Source organism: Pseudomonas sp. McL0111, from assembly GCF_052567255.1.
The window spans coordinates 369,671-386,315 of sequence record NZ_CP199585.1 but is presented as its reverse complement, the minus strand read 5'-3'; the positions used below and the strand labels follow the sequence as shown (position 1 = coordinate 386,315).

The 16,645-nt window shown below is 59.1% G+C and carries 11 protein-coding genes; 8 read left to right on the top strand and 3 right to left on the bottom strand.

Annotation, left to right across the window (positions count from 1 at the left end; genetic code table 11):
* The first annotated feature begins 138 nt into the window (after positions 1-138).
* The 6 genes from lepA to pdxJ all read left to right on the top strand — a co-directional run bounded on the left by lepA (position 139) and on the right by pdxJ (position 6,214).
* Entirely contained in the window at positions 139-1,938 is a 1,800-nt protein-coding gene (gene lepA / locus ACTWLJ_RS01885) for a translation elongation factor 4 (RefSeq protein ID WP_445179669.1), read from the top strand.
* A gap of 5 nt (positions 1,939-1,943) precedes the next feature.
* On the top strand, positions 1,944-2,798 hold the full coding sequence (gene lepB / locus ACTWLJ_RS01880) for a signal peptidase I (protein WP_401220491.1): 855 nt from the start codon (positions 1,944-1,946) through the stop codon (positions 2,796-2,798).
* Positions 2,799-2,981: 183 nt separating this feature from the next.
* A complete protein-coding gene (gene rnc, locus ACTWLJ_RS01875; protein ID WP_401220489.1) occupies positions 2,982-3,671 on the top strand; it encodes a ribonuclease III in 690 nt (229 codons plus the stop codon).
* The gene (gene era, locus ACTWLJ_RS01870; RefSeq protein ID WP_401220486.1) at positions 3,664-4,566 is read left to right on the top strand and encodes a GTPase Era; all 903 of its coding nucleotides are present in this window, start codon (positions 3,664-3,666) and stop codon (positions 4,564-4,566) included. Before rnc ends, era begins: the two co-directional genes overlap by 8 nt.
* 167 nt (positions 4,567-4,733) lie before the next feature.
* On the top strand, positions 4,734-5,423 hold the full coding sequence (recO, locus tag ACTWLJ_RS01865; RefSeq protein ID WP_401220483.1) for a DNA repair protein RecO: 690 nt from the start codon (positions 4,734-4,736) through the stop codon (positions 5,421-5,423).
* A 47-nt stretch (positions 5,424-5,470) separates the two neighbouring features.
* A complete protein-coding gene (gene pdxJ / locus ACTWLJ_RS01860; RefSeq protein ID WP_445179668.1) occupies positions 5,471-6,214 on the top strand; it encodes a pyridoxine 5'-phosphate synthase in 744 nt (247 codons plus the stop codon).
* A 125-nt stretch (positions 6,215-6,339) separates the two neighbouring features.
* On the opposite strand, the gene mltF is transcribed toward pdxJ, so the two are convergent.
* A complete protein-coding gene (gene mltF / locus ACTWLJ_RS01855; RefSeq protein ID WP_401220477.1) occupies positions 6,340-7,800 on the bottom strand; it encodes a membrane-bound lytic murein transglycosylase MltF in 1,461 nt (486 codons plus the stop codon).
* Between the two features lie 285 nt (positions 7,801-8,085).
* Between mltF and purL the strand changes: the two genes are divergently transcribed.
* Positions 8,086-11,982 (top strand): phosphoribosylformylglycinamidine synthase, encoded by a 3,897-nt coding sequence (purL, locus tag ACTWLJ_RS01850; RefSeq protein WP_445179667.1) that lies wholly within the window; start codon positions 8,086-8,088, stop codon positions 11,980-11,982.
* 5 nt (positions 11,983-11,987) lie between these two features.
* Entirely contained in the window at positions 11,988-12,299 is a 312-nt protein-coding gene (locus ACTWLJ_RS01845) for an NGG1p interacting factor NIF3 (protein WP_445179666.1), read from the top strand.
* 262 nt (positions 12,300-12,561) lie between these two features.
* Here the strand turns inward: ACTWLJ_RS01845 and ACTWLJ_RS01840 are convergent.
* Together ACTWLJ_RS01840 and nagE are read right to left on the bottom strand one after the other, a co-directional pair.
* Positions 12,562-14,090 (bottom strand): IS3 family transposase gene (locus tag ACTWLJ_RS01840; protein ID WP_445181418.1). Its coding sequence is split into 2 segments (ribosomal slippage): positions 12,562-13,649 and positions 13,649-14,090, totalling 1,530 coding nucleotides; the frame shifts between segments, so codons are not numbered across the junction.
* Positions 14,091-14,907: 817 nt separating this feature from the next.
* Positions 14,908-16,626 carry an N-acetylglucosamine-specific PTS transporter subunit IIBC gene (nagE, locus tag ACTWLJ_RS01835; protein WP_445179665.1) on the bottom strand — a complete coding sequence of 573 codons (1,719 nt, stop codon included), beginning with the start codon at positions 16,624-16,626 and terminating at the stop codon, positions 14,908-14,910.
* Between the last annotated feature and the right edge of the window lie 19 nt (positions 16,627-16,645).

Below are 16,645 nucleotides of genomic sequence, written 5' to 3'. Positions count from 1 at the left end.
ACGCCTCGGTCGACAGACCGGGGCGTTTTTGCATGCAATCCGGGTGACAGGTGAACGTGACGCTTGCGCCGTGTATCAGGTACAATTCCCGGCTATTTTTCGGCGGGCTATGCCTGCAGCCTTTTTGAGTGTTGATCCGTGAGTGATTTGAGTCATATCCGCAATTTCTCCATCATCGCCCACATTGACCATGGCAAGTCGACGCTGGCCGATCGCTTCATCCAGATGTGCGGCGGCCTGGCCGAGCGTGAAATGGAAGCCCAGGTACTGGATTCCATGGATCTGGAGCGTGAACGCGGGATCACCATCAAGGCCCACAGCGTCACCCTTTATTACAAGGCCCGCGACGGCATCAACTATCAGTTGAACTTCATTGACACCCCGGGCCACGTTGACTTCACCTACGAAGTCAGCCGCTCCCTGGCGGCCTGTGAAGGTGCGTTGCTGGTAGTCGACGCCGGTCAAGGTGTTGAAGCCCAGTCCGTGGCCAACTGCTACACCGCCATCGAGCAGGGCCTTGAGGTCATGCCGGTCCTGAACAAGATCGACCTGCCACAGGCTGATCCGGACCGCGTCAAAGAAGAAATCGAGAAGATCATTGGCATCGATGCTACCGATGCGGTCGAGTGCAGCGCCAAGACTGGCCTGGGCGTCGACGAAGTGCTCGAGCGTCTGGTCAAGGTCATCCCTGCGCCAACCGGTAACTACGAAGATCCGCTGCAAGCGTTGATCATCGACTCCTGGTTCGACAACTACCTGGGCGTTGTCTCCCTGGTGCGCGTGCGTCATGGCCGCGTGAAGAAGGGCGACAAGATCCTCGTCAAGTCCACCGGCAAGATCCACCTGGTCGACAGCGTTGGTGTGTTCAACCCGAAACACACCGCCACCGTTGACCTCAAGGCCGGCGAAGTGGGCTTCATCATTGCCGGCATCAAGGACATTCACGGTGCACCGGTCGGTGACACCCTGACCCTGAACTCGACCCCGGACGTTGCCGTGCTGCCTGGCTTCAAACGCATCCAGCCACAGGTTTACGCCGGTCTGTTCCCGGTCAGCTCCGACGACTTCGAAGATTTCCGCGAAGCATTGCAGAAGCTGACCCTCAACGACTCGTCGCTGCAGTACACCCCGGAAAGCTCCGACGCACTGGGCTTCGGCTTCCGTTGCGGGTTCCTCGGCATGCTGCACATGGAAATCATCCAGGAGCGCCTGGAGCGCGAGTACGACCTGGACCTGATTACCACGGCGCCGACGGTAATTTTCGAATTGCTGCTGAAAACCGGTGAAACGATTTACGTCGACAACCCGTCGAAGCTTCCAGACTTGTCGACTATCGAGGATATGCGCGAGCCGATCGTGCGCGCCAACATCCTTGTGCCGCAGGAACACCTGGGCAACGTGATTACCCTGTGCATCGAGAAGCGTGGCGTCCAGCACGACATGCTGTTCCTCGGCTCGCAGGTGCAAGTGACTTACGATCTGCCGATGAACGAAGTGGTTCTCGACTTCTTCGACCGTCTGAAATCCACCAGTCGCGGCTATGCTTCGCTGGATTACCATTTCGATCGTTACCAATCGGCTAGTCTGGTGAAACTGGACGTGTTGATCAACGGCGACAAGGTCGACGCTCTGGCGCTGATCGTGCACCGTGACAATGCGAACTACAAAGGTCGCCAGCTGACCGAGAAGATGAAAGAACTGATTCCGCGCCAGATGTTCGACGTGGCGATTCAGGCTGCCATTGGCGGTCAGATCGTTGCCCGGACAACCGTCAAGGCACTCAGAAAGAACGTATTGGCCAAATGCTACGGTGGCGACGTCAGCCGTAAGAAAAAGCTGCTTGAAAAGCAAAAGGCCGGTAAAAAACGCATGAAACAGGTCGGTAACGTGGAAATTCCACAAGAAGCCTTCCTCGCCGTGCTCAGGTTGGATAGTTAGGTCCTATGTCACTAAATTTCCCGCTGTTGCTGGTCATTGCCGTGTTCGTCTGCGGTCTTTTGGCGTTGCTCGATCTGTTGATCCTGGCACCGCGTCGGCGTTCGGCCATCGCTTCCTATCAGGGCAGCGTCAGCCAGCCTGATGTGGTGGTGGTCGAGAAGCTGAACAAAGAACCGTTGCTGGTCGAATACGGCAAGTCGTTCTTCCCGGTGTTGTTCATCGTGCTGGTGCTGCGTTCGTTCCTCGTGGAACCGTTCCAGATTCCTTCCGGCTCGATGAAACCGACCCTGGACGTTGGCGACTTCATTCTGGTGAGCAAGTTTTCTTACGGGATCCGCTTGCCGGTGATCGACAAGAAAATCATCGAAGTCGGTGATCCGCAGCGCGGTGATGTGATGGTGTTCCGCTACCCGAGCGACCCGAACGTCAACTACATCAAGCGTGTAGTCGGCCTGCCGGGCGACACGGTGCGTTACACCGCCGACAAGCGTCTGTTCGTCAACGGCGAGTCGATTGCCGAACAACTGGTCGGCTCCGAGCCGGGCACGTTGGGCAGCGCAGAGCTCTACAAGGAAAAACTCGGCGCTGCCGAGCACCTGATCCGCAAGGAGATGAGCCGCTATCGCGCTACCCCGGACCATTCGTGGACCGTGCCGGCCGGGCACTACTTCATGATGGGCGACAACCGCGACAACTCCAACGACAGTCGCTACTGGGATGATCCGAACATTCCCAAGGATCTGCTGGGCATGGTTCCCGACCAGAACATCGTCGGCAAGGCCTTCGCGGTCTGGATGAGCTGGCCGGAACCGAAACTCAGCCACCTGCCGAATTTCTCGCGGGTCGGCCTGATCAAGTAATCACACACGGCGCTGTTGAACACAGCGCCGAATGCATTTCTGGAGCTGACACAATCGCCTCCGGGGCATGAAGCCAACGATATTCAGGATGTAATTTTTGAACACAGCGTTAATTGTCCCAAGCCTGCGCCGCAACCCGGCGATGGCGGTGGAAACCAGCCACGAACTCAGCGTGGGTAAACCGTGAGCGACTCCTTAAGCCGTCTCGAGCGTCAGCTCGGTTACACCTTCAAGGACCAGGACCTGATGGTTCTGGCCCTCACGCACCGCAGCTTTGCCGGGCGCAACAATGAACGCCTGGAATTCCTCGGCGATGCCATCCTCAACTTTGTCGCCGGCGAGGCCTTGTTCGATCGCTTCCCGCTCGCCCGCGAAGGCCAGTTGTCGCGTTTGCGCGCACGCCTGGTGAAAGGTGAGACGCTGGCCGTTCTGGCGCGCGGTTTCGACCTGGGCGAATACCTGCGTCTGGGTTCCGGGGAGCTGAAAAGCGGCGGTTTCCGTCGCGAATCGATTCTGGCCGATGCTCTTGAAGCGCTGATTGGCGCAATCTATCTCGACGCCGGCATGGACATGGCCCGCGAACGCGTACTGGCCTGGCTGGCCGGTGAGTTTGAAGGTCTGACCCTGGTCGATACCAACAAAGACCCGAAAACCCGCCTGCAGGAATTCCTGCAATCGCGCGGTTGCGACCTGCCACGCTACGAAGTGGTGGATATCCAGGGCGAGCCGCACTGCCGAACCTTCTTCGTCGAGTGCGAAGTTGTCTTATTGAATGAAAAAAGCCGAGGTCAGGGTGTGAGTCGTCGTATTGCCGAACAGGTAGCGGCCGCCGCAGCACTGATTGCCCTGGGCGTGGAGAATGGCCATGACTGATTCAAACGTAACACGCTGTGGCTATGTCGCCATCGTTGGCCGGCCGAACGTGGGCAAGTCGACGCTGTTGAACCACATCCTCGGCCAGAAGCTCGCGATCACCTCGCGCAAGCCGCAGACCACCCGTCACAACATGCTCGGCATCAAGACCGAAGGCGACGTGCAGGCTATCTACGTCGACACGCCCGGCATGCACAAGGGCGGCGAAAAGGCTCTCAACCGTTACATGAACAAAACCGCTTCGGCGGCGTTGAAAGACGTCGACGTGGTGATCTTCGTGGTTGACCGCACCAAGTGGACCGACGAAGACCAGATGGTTCTGGAGCGCGTGCAGTACGTGACCGGCCCGCTGATCGTCGCGTTGAACAAGACCGACCGTATCGAAGACAAGGCTGAGCTGATGCCGCACCTGTCCTGGTTGCAGGAACAGCTGCCGAACGCGCAGATCATCCCGATTTCGGCACAGCACGGGCACAATCTCGAAGCGCTGGAAAAGGTCATTGCCGGTTACCTGCCGGAGAACGATCACTTCTTCCCGGAAGACCAGATCACTGACCGCAGCAGCCGCTTCCTCGCCGCTGAACTGGTCCGCGAGAAAATCATGCGCCAGATGGGCGCCGAGCTGCCGTACCAGATCACCGTGGAAATCGAAGAGTTCAAGCAGATGGGCAAGACTCTGCACATCCACGCGCTGATCCTCGTTGAACGTGACGGCCAGAAGAAAATCATCATTGGCGACAAGGGCGAGCGCATCAAACGCATCGGTACCGAAGCGCGCAAGGATATGGAGCTGCTGTTCGACTCCAAGATCATGCTCAACCTGTGGGTCAAGGTGAAGGGCGGCTGGTCCGACGACGAACGCGCGCTGCGTTCGCTGGGTTACGGCGACCTGTAAATACGCGGTTGTCGCAACACCGAAGAGACCTGTGGGAGCGAGCTTGCTCGCGAAGGCGTAGTGCCAGCCGACATATTTGTTGACTGACACCCTGCATTCGCGAGCAAGCTCGCTCCCACATTGGTTTTGGGGTGAATATAAAACCGCGTTTTATCAATGAGAGCTCCATGTCCTCAAGCCCACCTCCCGCCCAACCCGCCTACGTCCTCCACTCCCGCGCCTATCGCGAAACCAGCGCTTTGGTGGACTTCCTCACGCCGCAAGGTCGGCTGCGGGCGGTGTTGCGCAGTGCGCGCGGCAAGGCCGGGACTCTGGCGCGGCCGTTCGTGCCGCTGGAAGTCGAGTTCCGTGGGCGTGGCGAGCTGAAAAACGTTGGGCGCATGGAAGGAGTTGGCACCGCCACCTGGATGGTTGGCGAGGCGCTTTTCAGCGGCCTCTACCTCAATGAACTGCTGATCCGCCTGCTGCCTGCCGAAGATCCGCATCCTGCGGTGTTCGATCACTACGCCGCGACCTTGCTGGCCCTCGCCGAAGGCCGGCCGCTGGAGCCGTTGCTGCGCTCCTTCGAATGGCGCCTGCTCGACGACCTCGGCTACGGCTTTTCGCTGAACACCGACATCCACGGCGAGTCCATTGCTGCGGACGGTCTCTATCGTCTGCAAGTGGACGCGGGCCTTGAGCGGGTTTACCTGCTGCAACCGGGCCTGTTCAACGGCGTCGAACTGCTGGCCATGGCCGAAGCCGACTGGTCGGCCCCCGGCGCACTCTCGGCCGCCAAGCGTCTGATGCGCCAGGCACTCGCCGTTCATCTGGGCGGTCGGCCCCTCGTCAGTCGCGAGCTGTTTCGCAAGCCCTGATCTCACCGTATGCTGTGCGCCGAATCTCTCAATTCAGGAGCGCATCCGTGACCACCAGCAATCGCATTCTTCTTGGCGTGAACATCGACCACGTCGCCACCTTGCGTCAGGCCCGCGGCACGCGTTACCCGGACCCGGTCAAGGCAGCACTGGACGCGGAAGAGGCGGGCGCCGATGGCATCACCGTGCATCTGCGTGAAGACCGCCGGCACATTCAGGAGCGCGACGTGCTCCTGCTCAAGGATGTGCTGCAAACCCGCATGAACTTCGAAATGGGCCTCACCGAAGAAATGATGGCGTTCGCCGAGCGCATTCGCCCGGCGCACATCTGTCTGGTGCCGGAAACCCGTCAGGAACTCACCACCGAAGGCGGTCTGGACGTCGCGGGGCAGGAAGCGCGGATCAAGGCAGCGGTAGAGCGTCTGTCGAAGATCGGCAGCGAAGTGTCGCTGTTCATCGATGCTGACGAGCGCCAGATCGCGGCGTCGAAGCGTGTCGGTGCGCCGGCCATTGAGCTGCACACCGGGCGTTACGCCGATGCCGAGACTCCGACTGAAATTGCTGAAGAGTTGAAGCGTGTGGCGGATGGCGTGGCGTTTGGTCTGGCGCAGGGGCTGATCGTCAACGCCGGTCACGGCCTGCATTACCACAACGTTGAGGCGGTGGCGGCGATCAAGGGCATCAACGAACTGAACATCGGCCATGCGCTGGTGGCGCATGCGTTGTTCGTTGGCTTCAAGTCGGCTGTGTCGGAAATGAAAGCGCTGATCCTGGCTGCTGCCAAACAATAAGCCTCAACACAAAACCCCTGTAGGAGTGAGCCTGCTCGCGATAGCGGTGTGTCAGACAACATTAAATTGACTGACACACTGCTATCGCGAGCAGGCTCACTCCTACATTTGATTTGGGGTGTCAGTTAGAGCGGGGCAGGTTCTTGCGCAGGCTTGGACTTGTCGATCCCCGGCACATGCAGATTGCCCTCGGCCACCTGATCACCTTCCAGCTGCGGCTGCGTCACCCAGGTCAAAATGTCGTAGTAGCGACGAATGTTCGCCACAAAGTGCACCGGCTCGCCGCCCCGGGCGTAGCCGTAGCGGGTCTTGCTGTACCACTGTTTCTGCGACAGACGTGGCAGGATCTTCTTCACATCCAGCCATTTATTCGGATTCAGCCCTTCCTTGGCCGTCAGCTTGCGCGCGTCATCCAGATGACCGCTGCCAACGTTATAGGCGGCGAGGGCGAACCACGTACGGTCCGGTTCCTGAATCGAATCGTCGAGTTGATCCTTCATATAGGCAAGGTACTTGGCGCCGCCCATGATGCTTTGCTTCGGATCGAGACGGTTGGACACGCCCATGGCCTGAGCGGTGTTCTGAGTCAGCATCATCAGCCCGCGCACGCCGGTCTTCGAGGTGACCGTCGGTTGCCACAGCGATTCCTGATAACCGATGGCTGCGAGCAGGCGCCAGTCGACTTTTTCTTTCTTGGCGTAGGCCTTGAAGTGCGGTTCGTACTTGGGCAGACGCTGCTGCAAGTGCTGGGCGAAGGTGGTGGCGCCCATGTAACCGAGCACATCGACGTGGCCGTAATAACGGTCCTTCAGACGTTGCAGGGTGCCGTTCTTCTGCACCTTGTCCAGATAAGCGTTGATCTCGTTGAGCAGGCTGTTGTCTTCGCCGGCGGCAACCGCCCAGCTCTGGCTGCGCGCATCGCCGAGGTCGAAAGCCACGCGGATGTTGGTGAAGTACACTTGATTCATCGCCACTTCGTTGGAATCGACCAGGGTCAGATCGATCTGGCCTTCATCGACCATGCGCAGCAGGTCAACCACCTCGACCGCGTCGGACTCTTCGTATTCGATGGCCGGAAACTTCTTTTTCAGCTCCGCCAGTTGCTCGGCGTGGGTGCTGCCCTTGAGCACCATGATCTTCTTGCCGACCAGATCACCGGCATCGGTGGGGCGTGACTGGCCGTTGCGGTAGATGATCTGCGGAGTGACTTCGAGATAGGAGTGCGAGAACCGCACCTGTTTCTTGCGATCTTCGCTGCTGACCAGACCTGCTGCGGCCAGCACCGGGCCGTTCGGTTTGCCGATCTGGTTGAAGAGATCGTCGAGATTGTCGGCGGTCTCGATTTCGAGCTTGACCCCCAAATCGTCGGCGAAGCGCTTCACCAGCTCGTATTCGAAGCCGGTTTCACCGTTACGATCCTGAAAGTAGGTGGCAGGGCTGTTTCGGGTAACCACCCGCAGCACGCCATCCTCCTTTACGCGCTCCAGCGTGTTGGGTTTATCAACACAGCCACTGAGCATCAGGAAGAGTCCGGTTGCGATCAGCCATTTGGCATACCGCGGACGCAAAGCCGTTGGGGAAAACATCTGCGCAGTATACGCAAAGGACCACGGGCGCCATATATCGACAGTGAAGGCCCAGTCTGCTAGTCGTCACAAAACCGAGCGAAACCCCGCAGGAACAGGGCCTTACGGCATTTTGTGACAGAAAAAATAAGCCGCGACCCCGCACCTTCGAAATTTGACTCCAAAGGCAGAAACACAGATCGAGGTCCGAGTGCAACCGTGCGTAGCGTTTCGGGTGATGTTGAGGGCGGTTTAGGCTAGAATGCACGGCCTCAAAGCACACCCCTTCCCGAGGCTGTCCCGAAGATGTTGATCCTGCGCGGCGCTCCTGCCCTTTCTGCCTTTCGCCACAGCAAACTCCTTGAGCAACTGAGCCAGAAGGTTCCGGCTGTCAGCGGCTTGTATGCTGAATTCGCTCACTTCGCCGAAGTTACCGGCGTCCTGACCGGCGACGAACAGCAGGTGCTTGCGCGCCTTCTGAAGTACGGTCCAAGCGTTCCGGTTCAAGAGCCGACCGGTCGTCTGTTCCTGGTGTTGCCGCGTTTCGGCACCATCTCGCCATGGTCGAGCAAGGCCAGCGACATCGCCCGCAACTGCGGCCTGAGCAAGATCCAGCGCCTGGAACGCGGTATCGCGTTCTACGTGGCCGGCCAGTTCAGCGATGAACAGGCACAGCTGATTGCCGACGTGCTGCATGACCGCATGACCCAGATCGTTCTCGGCAACCTCGAACAGGCCGCCGGTCTGTTCAGCCACGCCGAACCGAAGCCGCTGACCGCCATCGACATCCTCGGCGGTGGTCGCGCAGCGCTGGTAAAAGCCAACACCGAGCTGGGCCTGGCCTTGGCCGAAGACGAAATCGACTATCTGGTCGACGCCTTCAACGGTTTGAAGCGCAACCCGCACGACATCGAACTGATGATGTTCGCCCAGGCCAACTCCGAGCACTGCCGCCACAAGATCTTCAACGCCAGTTGGGATATCGACGGCCAGAGCCAGGAAAAAAGCCTGTTCGGCATGATCAAGAACACCTACGTGATGCACAGCGAAGGTGTTCTGTCGGCTTATAAGGACAACGCCTCGGTCATCGTCGGCAACGTTGCCGGCCGTTTCTTCCCGAACCCTGAGACCCGCCAGTACGGCGCGGTGCAGGAGCCGGTACACATCCTGATGAAGGTTGAAACGCACAACCACCCGACCGCGATTGCCCCGTTCCCGGGCGCATCGACCGGTTCCGGCGGCGAGATTCGCGACGAAGGCGCCACCGGTCGTGGCGCCAAGCCAAAGGCTGGCCTGACCGGTTTCACCGTATCCAACCTGCAAATCCCGGGCTTCGAACAGCCGTGGGAAGTGCCGTACGGCAAGCCTGAGCGCATCGTTACTGCGCTGGACATCATGATCGAAGGCCCGCTCGGCGGCGCTGCGTTCAACAACGAATTCGGTCGTCCGGCCCTGACTGGCTACTTCCGTACGTTCGAGCAATCGATCACCACCCCGCACGGCGACGAAGTCCGTGGTTACCACAAGCCGATCATGCTGGCTGGCGGTATGGGCAACATCCGCGAAGAGCACGTCAAGAAAGGCGAGATCCTCGTCGGCTCCAAGCTGATCGTGCTCGGCGGCCCGGCGATGCTGATCGGTCTGGGCGGCGGCGCTGCTTCCTCCATGGCCACCGGCACCAGCTCGGCGGATCTGGACTTCGCTTCCGTTCAGCGTGAAAACCCTGAGATGGAGCGTCGCTGCCAGGAAGTCATCGACCGTTGCTGGCAACTGGGTGACAAGAACCCGATCAGCTTCATCCACGACGTCGGCGCGGGCGGTCTGTCCAACGCCTTCCCGGAACTGGTCAACGACGGCGACCGCGGTGGCCGTTTCGAACTGCGCAATATTCCAAACGACGAGCCGGGCATGGCCCCGCACGAAATCTGGTCCAACGAATCCCAGGAACGTTACGTTCTGGCGGTCGGCCCGGCTGACTTCGAGCGCTTCCAGGCGATCTGCGAACGTGAGCGCTGCCCGTTTGCCGTTGTTGGCGAAGCCACTGCCGAACCGCAACTGACCGTCACCGACAGTCACTTCGGCAACAGCCCGGTGGACATGCCGCTGGAAGTGTTGCTGGGCAAGGCCCCGCGCATGCACCGTTCGGTGGTGCGTGAAGCCGAGATGGGCGACGATTTCGATCCGTCGGACCTCGACATCACCGAGAGCATCGAGCGCGTTCTGCACCACCCGGCCGTCGCGAGCAAAAGCTTCCTGATCACCATCGGCGACCGCACCATCACCGGCCTCGTGGCCCGTGACCAAATGGTCGGCCCGTGGCAGGTTCCAGTGGCTGACGTTGCCGTCACCGCCACCAGTTTCGACGTCTACACCGGTGAAGCGATGGCAATGGGCGAGCGTACTCCGCTGGCACTGCTGGACGCTCCGGCGTCGGGCCGCATGGCCATCGGCGAAACCCTGACCAACATTGCCGCTTCGCGCATCAACAAGATCTCCGACATCAAACTGTCGGCGAACTGGATGTCGGCTGCCGGCCACCCGGGCGAAGACGCGCGTCTGTACGACACCGTGAAAGCGGTCGGCATGGAACTCTGCCCTGAGCTGGGCATTACCATTCCGGTGGGCAAGGACTCGATGTCCATGGCCACGCGCTGGAACGACAACGGTGAAGAAAAAACCGTGACCTCGCCGATGTCGCTGATCGTGACCGGTTTCGCGCCAGTGGCTGACATTCGTCAGACCCTGACCCCGGAACTGCGCATGGACAAAGGCACCACGGATCTGATCCTGATCGACCTCGGTCGTGGTCAGAACCGCATGGGCGCTTCGATCCTTGCACAGACCCACGGCAAGCTCGGCAATCAGGCTCCGGACGTCGATGACGCCGAAGACCTGAAAGCCTTCTTTGCAGTGATCCAGGGCCTCAACGCCGACGGTCATTTGCTGGCTTACCACGACCGTTCCGACGGTGGTCTGCTGACCTCCGTGGTGGAAATGGCCTTCGCCGGTCACTGCGGTCTGAGCCTGAACCTCGACGGTCTGGCTGAGACTTCGGCCGATATCGCTGCGATCCTGTTCAACGAAGAACTGGGCGCGGTGATCCAGGTTCGTCAGGACGCGACTCCGGATATCCTCGCGCAGTTCAGCGCTGCCGGTCTGGGCGACTGCGTGTCGGTGATCGGTCAGCCGATCAACAATGGCCAGATCAACATCACCTTCAACGGTGACACCGTGTTCGAAGGCCAGCGTCGTCTGCTGCAACGTCAGTGGGCCGAGACCAGCTACCAGATCCAGCGTCTGCGTGACAACGTCGACTGCGCCGAGCAAGAGTTCGACGTGTTGCTGGAAGAAGACAACCCGGGCCTGAGCGTCAAGCTCAGCTACGACGTCAACCAGGACATCGCCGCGCCTTACATCAAGAAAGGCATCCGCCCACAGGTTGCCGTGCTGCGTGAGCAGGGCGTCAACGGTCAGGTGGAAATGGCGGCCGCGTTCGACCGCGCCGGTTTCAACGCGATCGACGTGCACATGAGCGACATTCTGGCCGGCCGTGTCGACCTGAACGAGTTCAAAGGTCTGGTGGCGTGCGGTGGTTTCTCCTACGGCGACGTACTCGGCGCCGGTGAGGGCTGGGCCAAATCCGCACTGTTCAACAGCCGTGCCCGCGATGCGTTCCAGGGCTTCTTCGAACGTAACGACAGCTTCACCCTCGGCGTGTGCAACGGTTGCCAGATGATGTCCAACCTGCACGAGCTGATCCCGGGCAGCGAGTTCTGGCCGCACTTCGTGCGCAACCGCTCCGAGCAGTTCGAAGCGCGCGTGGCGATGGTTCAGGTTCAGGAATCGAACTCGATCTTCCTGCAGGGCATGGCCGGTTCGCGTATGCCGATCGCCATCGCTCACGGTGAAGGTCATGCCGAATTCGAAAGCGAAGAGGCGTTGCTGGAAGCCGATCTGTCGGGTTGTGTGGCGATGCGTTTCGTCGATAACCATGGCAAGGTCACCGAGAAGTATCCGGCCAACCCGAACGGTTCGCCGCGCGGGATTACCGGTCTCACCAGCCGTGATGGTCGTGTGACGATCATGATGCCGCACCCGGAGCGGGTGTTCCGCGCGGTGCAGAACTCGTGGCGTTCGGAAGACTGGAACGAAGACGCACCGTGGATGCGTATGTTCCGTAATGCACGCGTCTGGGTTAACTAAGCGTCGTGTACAAGCTTGGGTTTTTTGTTCCTGACAGTCATGTCGAGGTGGTCAAGGACGCTGTATTCGCAGCCGGTGGCGGGCGGATTGGTGACTATGACCACTGTGCATGGCAGGTGCTGGGTCTGGGCCAGTTTCGACCTTTGGACGGGAGTCAGCCGTTTATGGGTCAGGCTGGGCAGGTTGAGCGGGTCGAGGAGTGGAAGGTTGAGCTTGTTGTTGCGGATGAGTTGATCGTTGCTGTTGTGGCGGCGTTGAAGCTCAGTCATCCGTATGAGACGCCGGCTTATGAGGTGTGGCGGTTGGAGGATTTTTGATCTTCTTTGCTGCTGAAATAGAGAACCCGCTGAGAGTGATTTCAGCGGGTTTTTTGTTGTCCGCGATTTGGTGAGCGACTTCATTCGACTGTGGGAGCCAGCCTGCTGGCGATGGCGCCCTTATGGGCGCCCCTGTTCTGGCTTACTGAATGTATATCCGGTTTTTTCGGGTGCTGCGGCTGGCGGTTTCGCCCTTACGGCGACTCACTTTTTTACAAACGCGGTACATGTCAAGGTACCTGTCGCCTTGGTCTTACGGTTGCTAGTCCATTGCGTCCTTTATTTCAGGGCGCTCAGGATTTAAATAAACGGCATCTGCCAGCTTCCAGTTGCGTGTGCGAGTGCTCCACCGACTTGGGTTAGTTCGCCTGGCATCCTCATAAAGCTCTGCCCTGGCTTGTAATAGGGCGGTTGCTTTGCCCTCGTGCCGTTGGTTTGGCGTGACGTATTTCAGGGCACTGTGGCGGTGATCTTCGTTGTACCAATCGATGAAATTCTGCACCCAAAGCCTTGCATCAGTAACCGTATCAAATGGTTGATCCGGCCAAAGCGGGCAATACTTTGCAGTGCGAAAAAGTGCTTCGGCGTAAGCATTGTCATTGCTCACCCTTGGCCGACTAAAAGAAGGTTCTACGCCCAGCGCGACCATGCTTTCACGCAACAAAGAGCCTCTCATCACGTGTCCGTTATCTGAGTGCAACACCAGTGGACGACCTGCCGTCTGTTCGCGTAAACATCCCTTTGTGAGCAGTTCACAGGCGTGTTCGGCGCTCTCCACTTCGTGGACTTCATTGGCGACCAGTTTGCGGCTGTAGACGTCCTTGACCATGTACCAATAGAAAAAACGGCCCTTCACTGTGCTCGGCAACCAGGTGATATCCCAGCACCACACCTGATTGGGGCCATCAGCGCGATGCGTCGTCAGTACTCTGCGTTTTGGGGCTTTGGCCCGGCCGCGACGGACGTTTTGATGGGCGGCTTTCAACACACGATAAAACGTCGATTCCGAAGCTAGATAAATGCCTTCATCGGCCAGCTTAGGCACGATTTGATGCGGGGTCAGGCTGGCATAGCCAGCCTGATTGGCAGCATCCAGCACCGCTTGACGCTCCGTATCATTGAGCTTGTTAGCCGGAGCTGCACGTTGAGCCAGCTGTCGCCCGTCACATTCAGTGTGTTGCCAGCGTTGAACTGTGCGCAGGCTCAGACCCAGTTCATTGCAAGCGCGGTATCGACGAGCGCCATTCAGCACTGCGTCGGCAATCAACTTCATGGCTTGCGTACGATCAGAGGCGTTGATCAGTCTTCCTTGTCCTTGCCCCAGATCGCATTGGCTTTTTTTCTGAGCTCCAGCAACGCCACCGCCTCTGCACGACTGGCATCAGACTGAATCAGTTGGCGTTCAAGTATTTTGATGCGCCGTTGCTCGGCCGTTTTTGAAGTTCGAGAGGTGAGATCAACAACGGGATTAGCGTTTTGGCATGCCACTCGCCACTGTTGGATTTGCTCAGGGTAAATGCCTTTGATTCGGCAATATTGAGAGATCTCGACCTCGCTCAACGGCGCGGTTTCCATGACAGCATTGAATTTATCGGCGCTAGACCATTGGTCACTGGTCTTGCCGTTTCCCGGAACGATCAAGCCTTTATCTCTAGCCATTTGTCTCCAGTTTCGCAGTGACTGTGGCGTGAGATTGAGTGCAGCGGCAAGTTCCGCCACTGATCGATTGAGGGGCGGCATCATTTGCAGAACGACCCAGTCTTTGAAGTCGTTGTCGTAACGTTTACCCATTTTGGACATGGTTATGCACCTTCGCCCTCTTGATTATTTGAGTCAATCAATAAGGGCGACAGGTAGCCTGACACGGAGGGAGCGCCTAAAAAAGTAAGCAAAAAACGCTGGGCCCCGGCGTTCGGCCCGCTCGCTGGGGCTCGGGGTTCCTTCGTTCCGGGTTTCATCCGGGGGGATCGCCTACGGTTTGCTTCGCTGCACCTCCTCTCGATCTGTTTGGCTCCGCCAAACGGCGCTACGCGCCCACCCCCGGATGAATCCCTCCACTCAGCCTGCCGACGGGGCGCTGTGGATCAAGATCAAGAGCTACAGCCGAGCTAACGCTCATCCTGTGAGTGGTGAAGAGCGACGCGGGACTGCTTTGCTTTTGCTTTTCTGTGGGAGCGAGCTTGCTCGCGAAGGCGGCCTGACAGCCGACCTGTTCGGTTCAGATGTACACCGCCCCCCTGTAGATACTCTGTTCACGGTCAAGCTTTTGCGAGGTGTTTGTCGCTAAAAAGCTTGGCCGCACCATAATCGCCGCCAGCTTATTTACTGCCGACAATGTTCTATGGCGGCTATGTGCGGGCGAACTTCGGTTCGGCCGGGTTGATCTCTTACCGGTTTCTCACTCCGCACATAGCTGTTACCTCTGGACCGGGTCGATCCACAAACCTGACAACCGCGTCATCGTTCATCGCCAGCAGGCTGGCTCCCACAGTCGAAATGTATTCCCCTGTGAGAGCCAGCGATGCCGACCAGTCTTTAACTGAGTGCACCTCAATCCAACTGTGGGAGCCAGCCTGCTGGCGATTGGGCCCGGCCGACCACCATCCCTTCAGACCTTGGCGCTGACCTCACTGCGATTAACCAACACCTCAATCGCGCCACTCAAACTCGCAGCCTTCTCGCCAATCAGCAGGTGCCAGACGCCATCATCCAACTGACTAACCCCCTGACAGCCCAGCTCTTTCAACTGCGCCTCGGACAGCGCCTTGCCATCCGCCAGTTGCAGGCGAATGCGGGTCATCGCGATGCAGTCCAGTTGCAGCACATTGTCGCCACCGCCCAGCGCCGTCAGCCACTGTTGGGCTTCTGAACCGGAGACCACAATTGCCTTCGGCGCATCGACTACAGCAGCGGGTTCGACCAACACCGCACGCCCCAACGCCGGCATCGCCAAGCGAATCTCGTCCGCAATGCTATCGGCCATCGGCCCGACCACAACCTGCAAACTGCCGCCCTTGCCCGGACGCACAACTGCCATCGCGCCCAGCGCTTTCAAATCAACATCTGAAACCTTGTTGCGATCAACCATTTCCAGGCGCAACCGCGTGGTGCAAGCGCCGACAGTCACCAGGTTCTCGGCACCACCCAGTGCCTTGATGTAAGCCCCGGCACGTTGGTTTTCAGCGATCACGGCTTTTTCACCACCGGCGACAAGGTCTTCGCGGCCGGGTGTTTTCAGGTTGAAACGACGGATACAGAAATCAAACACCACGTAGTAGATGACCGCGTAGGCGAGGCCCACCGGGATCACCAGCCAGCCGTTGGTGGATCGTCCCCAGCCGAGCACCATGTCGATAAAACCACCGGAGAAGGTGAAACCGAGATGGATGTTCAATGCATTGGTGATCGCCATCGACAACCCGGTCAGCAATGCGTGCAGCAGATACAGCAACGGGGCGAGGAACATGAAGGCGAATTCAATCGGCTCGGTCACGCCAGTCAGGAAGGAGGTCAGCGCCATCGACAGGAAGATCCCGCCCATGACTTTGCGCCGTTCTGGCAGGGCGTTGCGGTACATCGCCAGGCACGCGGCGGGCAGGCCGAAGATCATCATCGGGAACATGCCGGTCATGAACTGGCCGCCCTTCGGATCGCCAGCGAAGTAGCGCGACAGGTCGCCGGTCACCAAGGCGCCGGTAGTCGGGTCGGTGAAGTTGCCGAAGACGAACCACGCCATGTTGTTGAGGATATGGTGCAGGCCGGTGACGATCAGCAGGCGGTTGAACACGCCGAAGACGAAGGCGCCGAAGCTGCCGCTTTCCATCATCAGGGTGCCGAAGCTGTTGATGCCGTGCTGGATCGGCGGCCAGATGTAGCCGAATACCACGCCGAGGCCGACTGCGGCGAAACCGGTGGCGATAGGCACGAAGCGTCGGCCACCGAAGAACGCCAGGTACTCCGGCAGCTTGATGTCCTTGAAGCGGTTGTACAGCGCGCCGGCCATCAGACCGCTGACGATCCCGGCGAGCATGCCCATGTTGATGCTCGCGTCGAGCACCTTGAGTGTGGAGATCATCACCAGGTAACCAATCACCCCGGCCAGACCTGCGGTACCGTTGTTGTCCTTGGCGAAACCGACGGCGATGCCGATGGCGAAGATCATTGCCAGGTTGGCGAAGATCACTTGGCCGGCATCGTGAATGATCGCGATGTTCAGCAGGTCGGTGTCGCCCAGCCGCAGTAACAGACCGGCGATCGGCAGGATCGCGATCGGCAGCATCAATGCGCGGCCGAGGCGTTGCAGTCCTTCGATGAATAGTTGGTACATGGCGTTCGTCCTTTTTGTT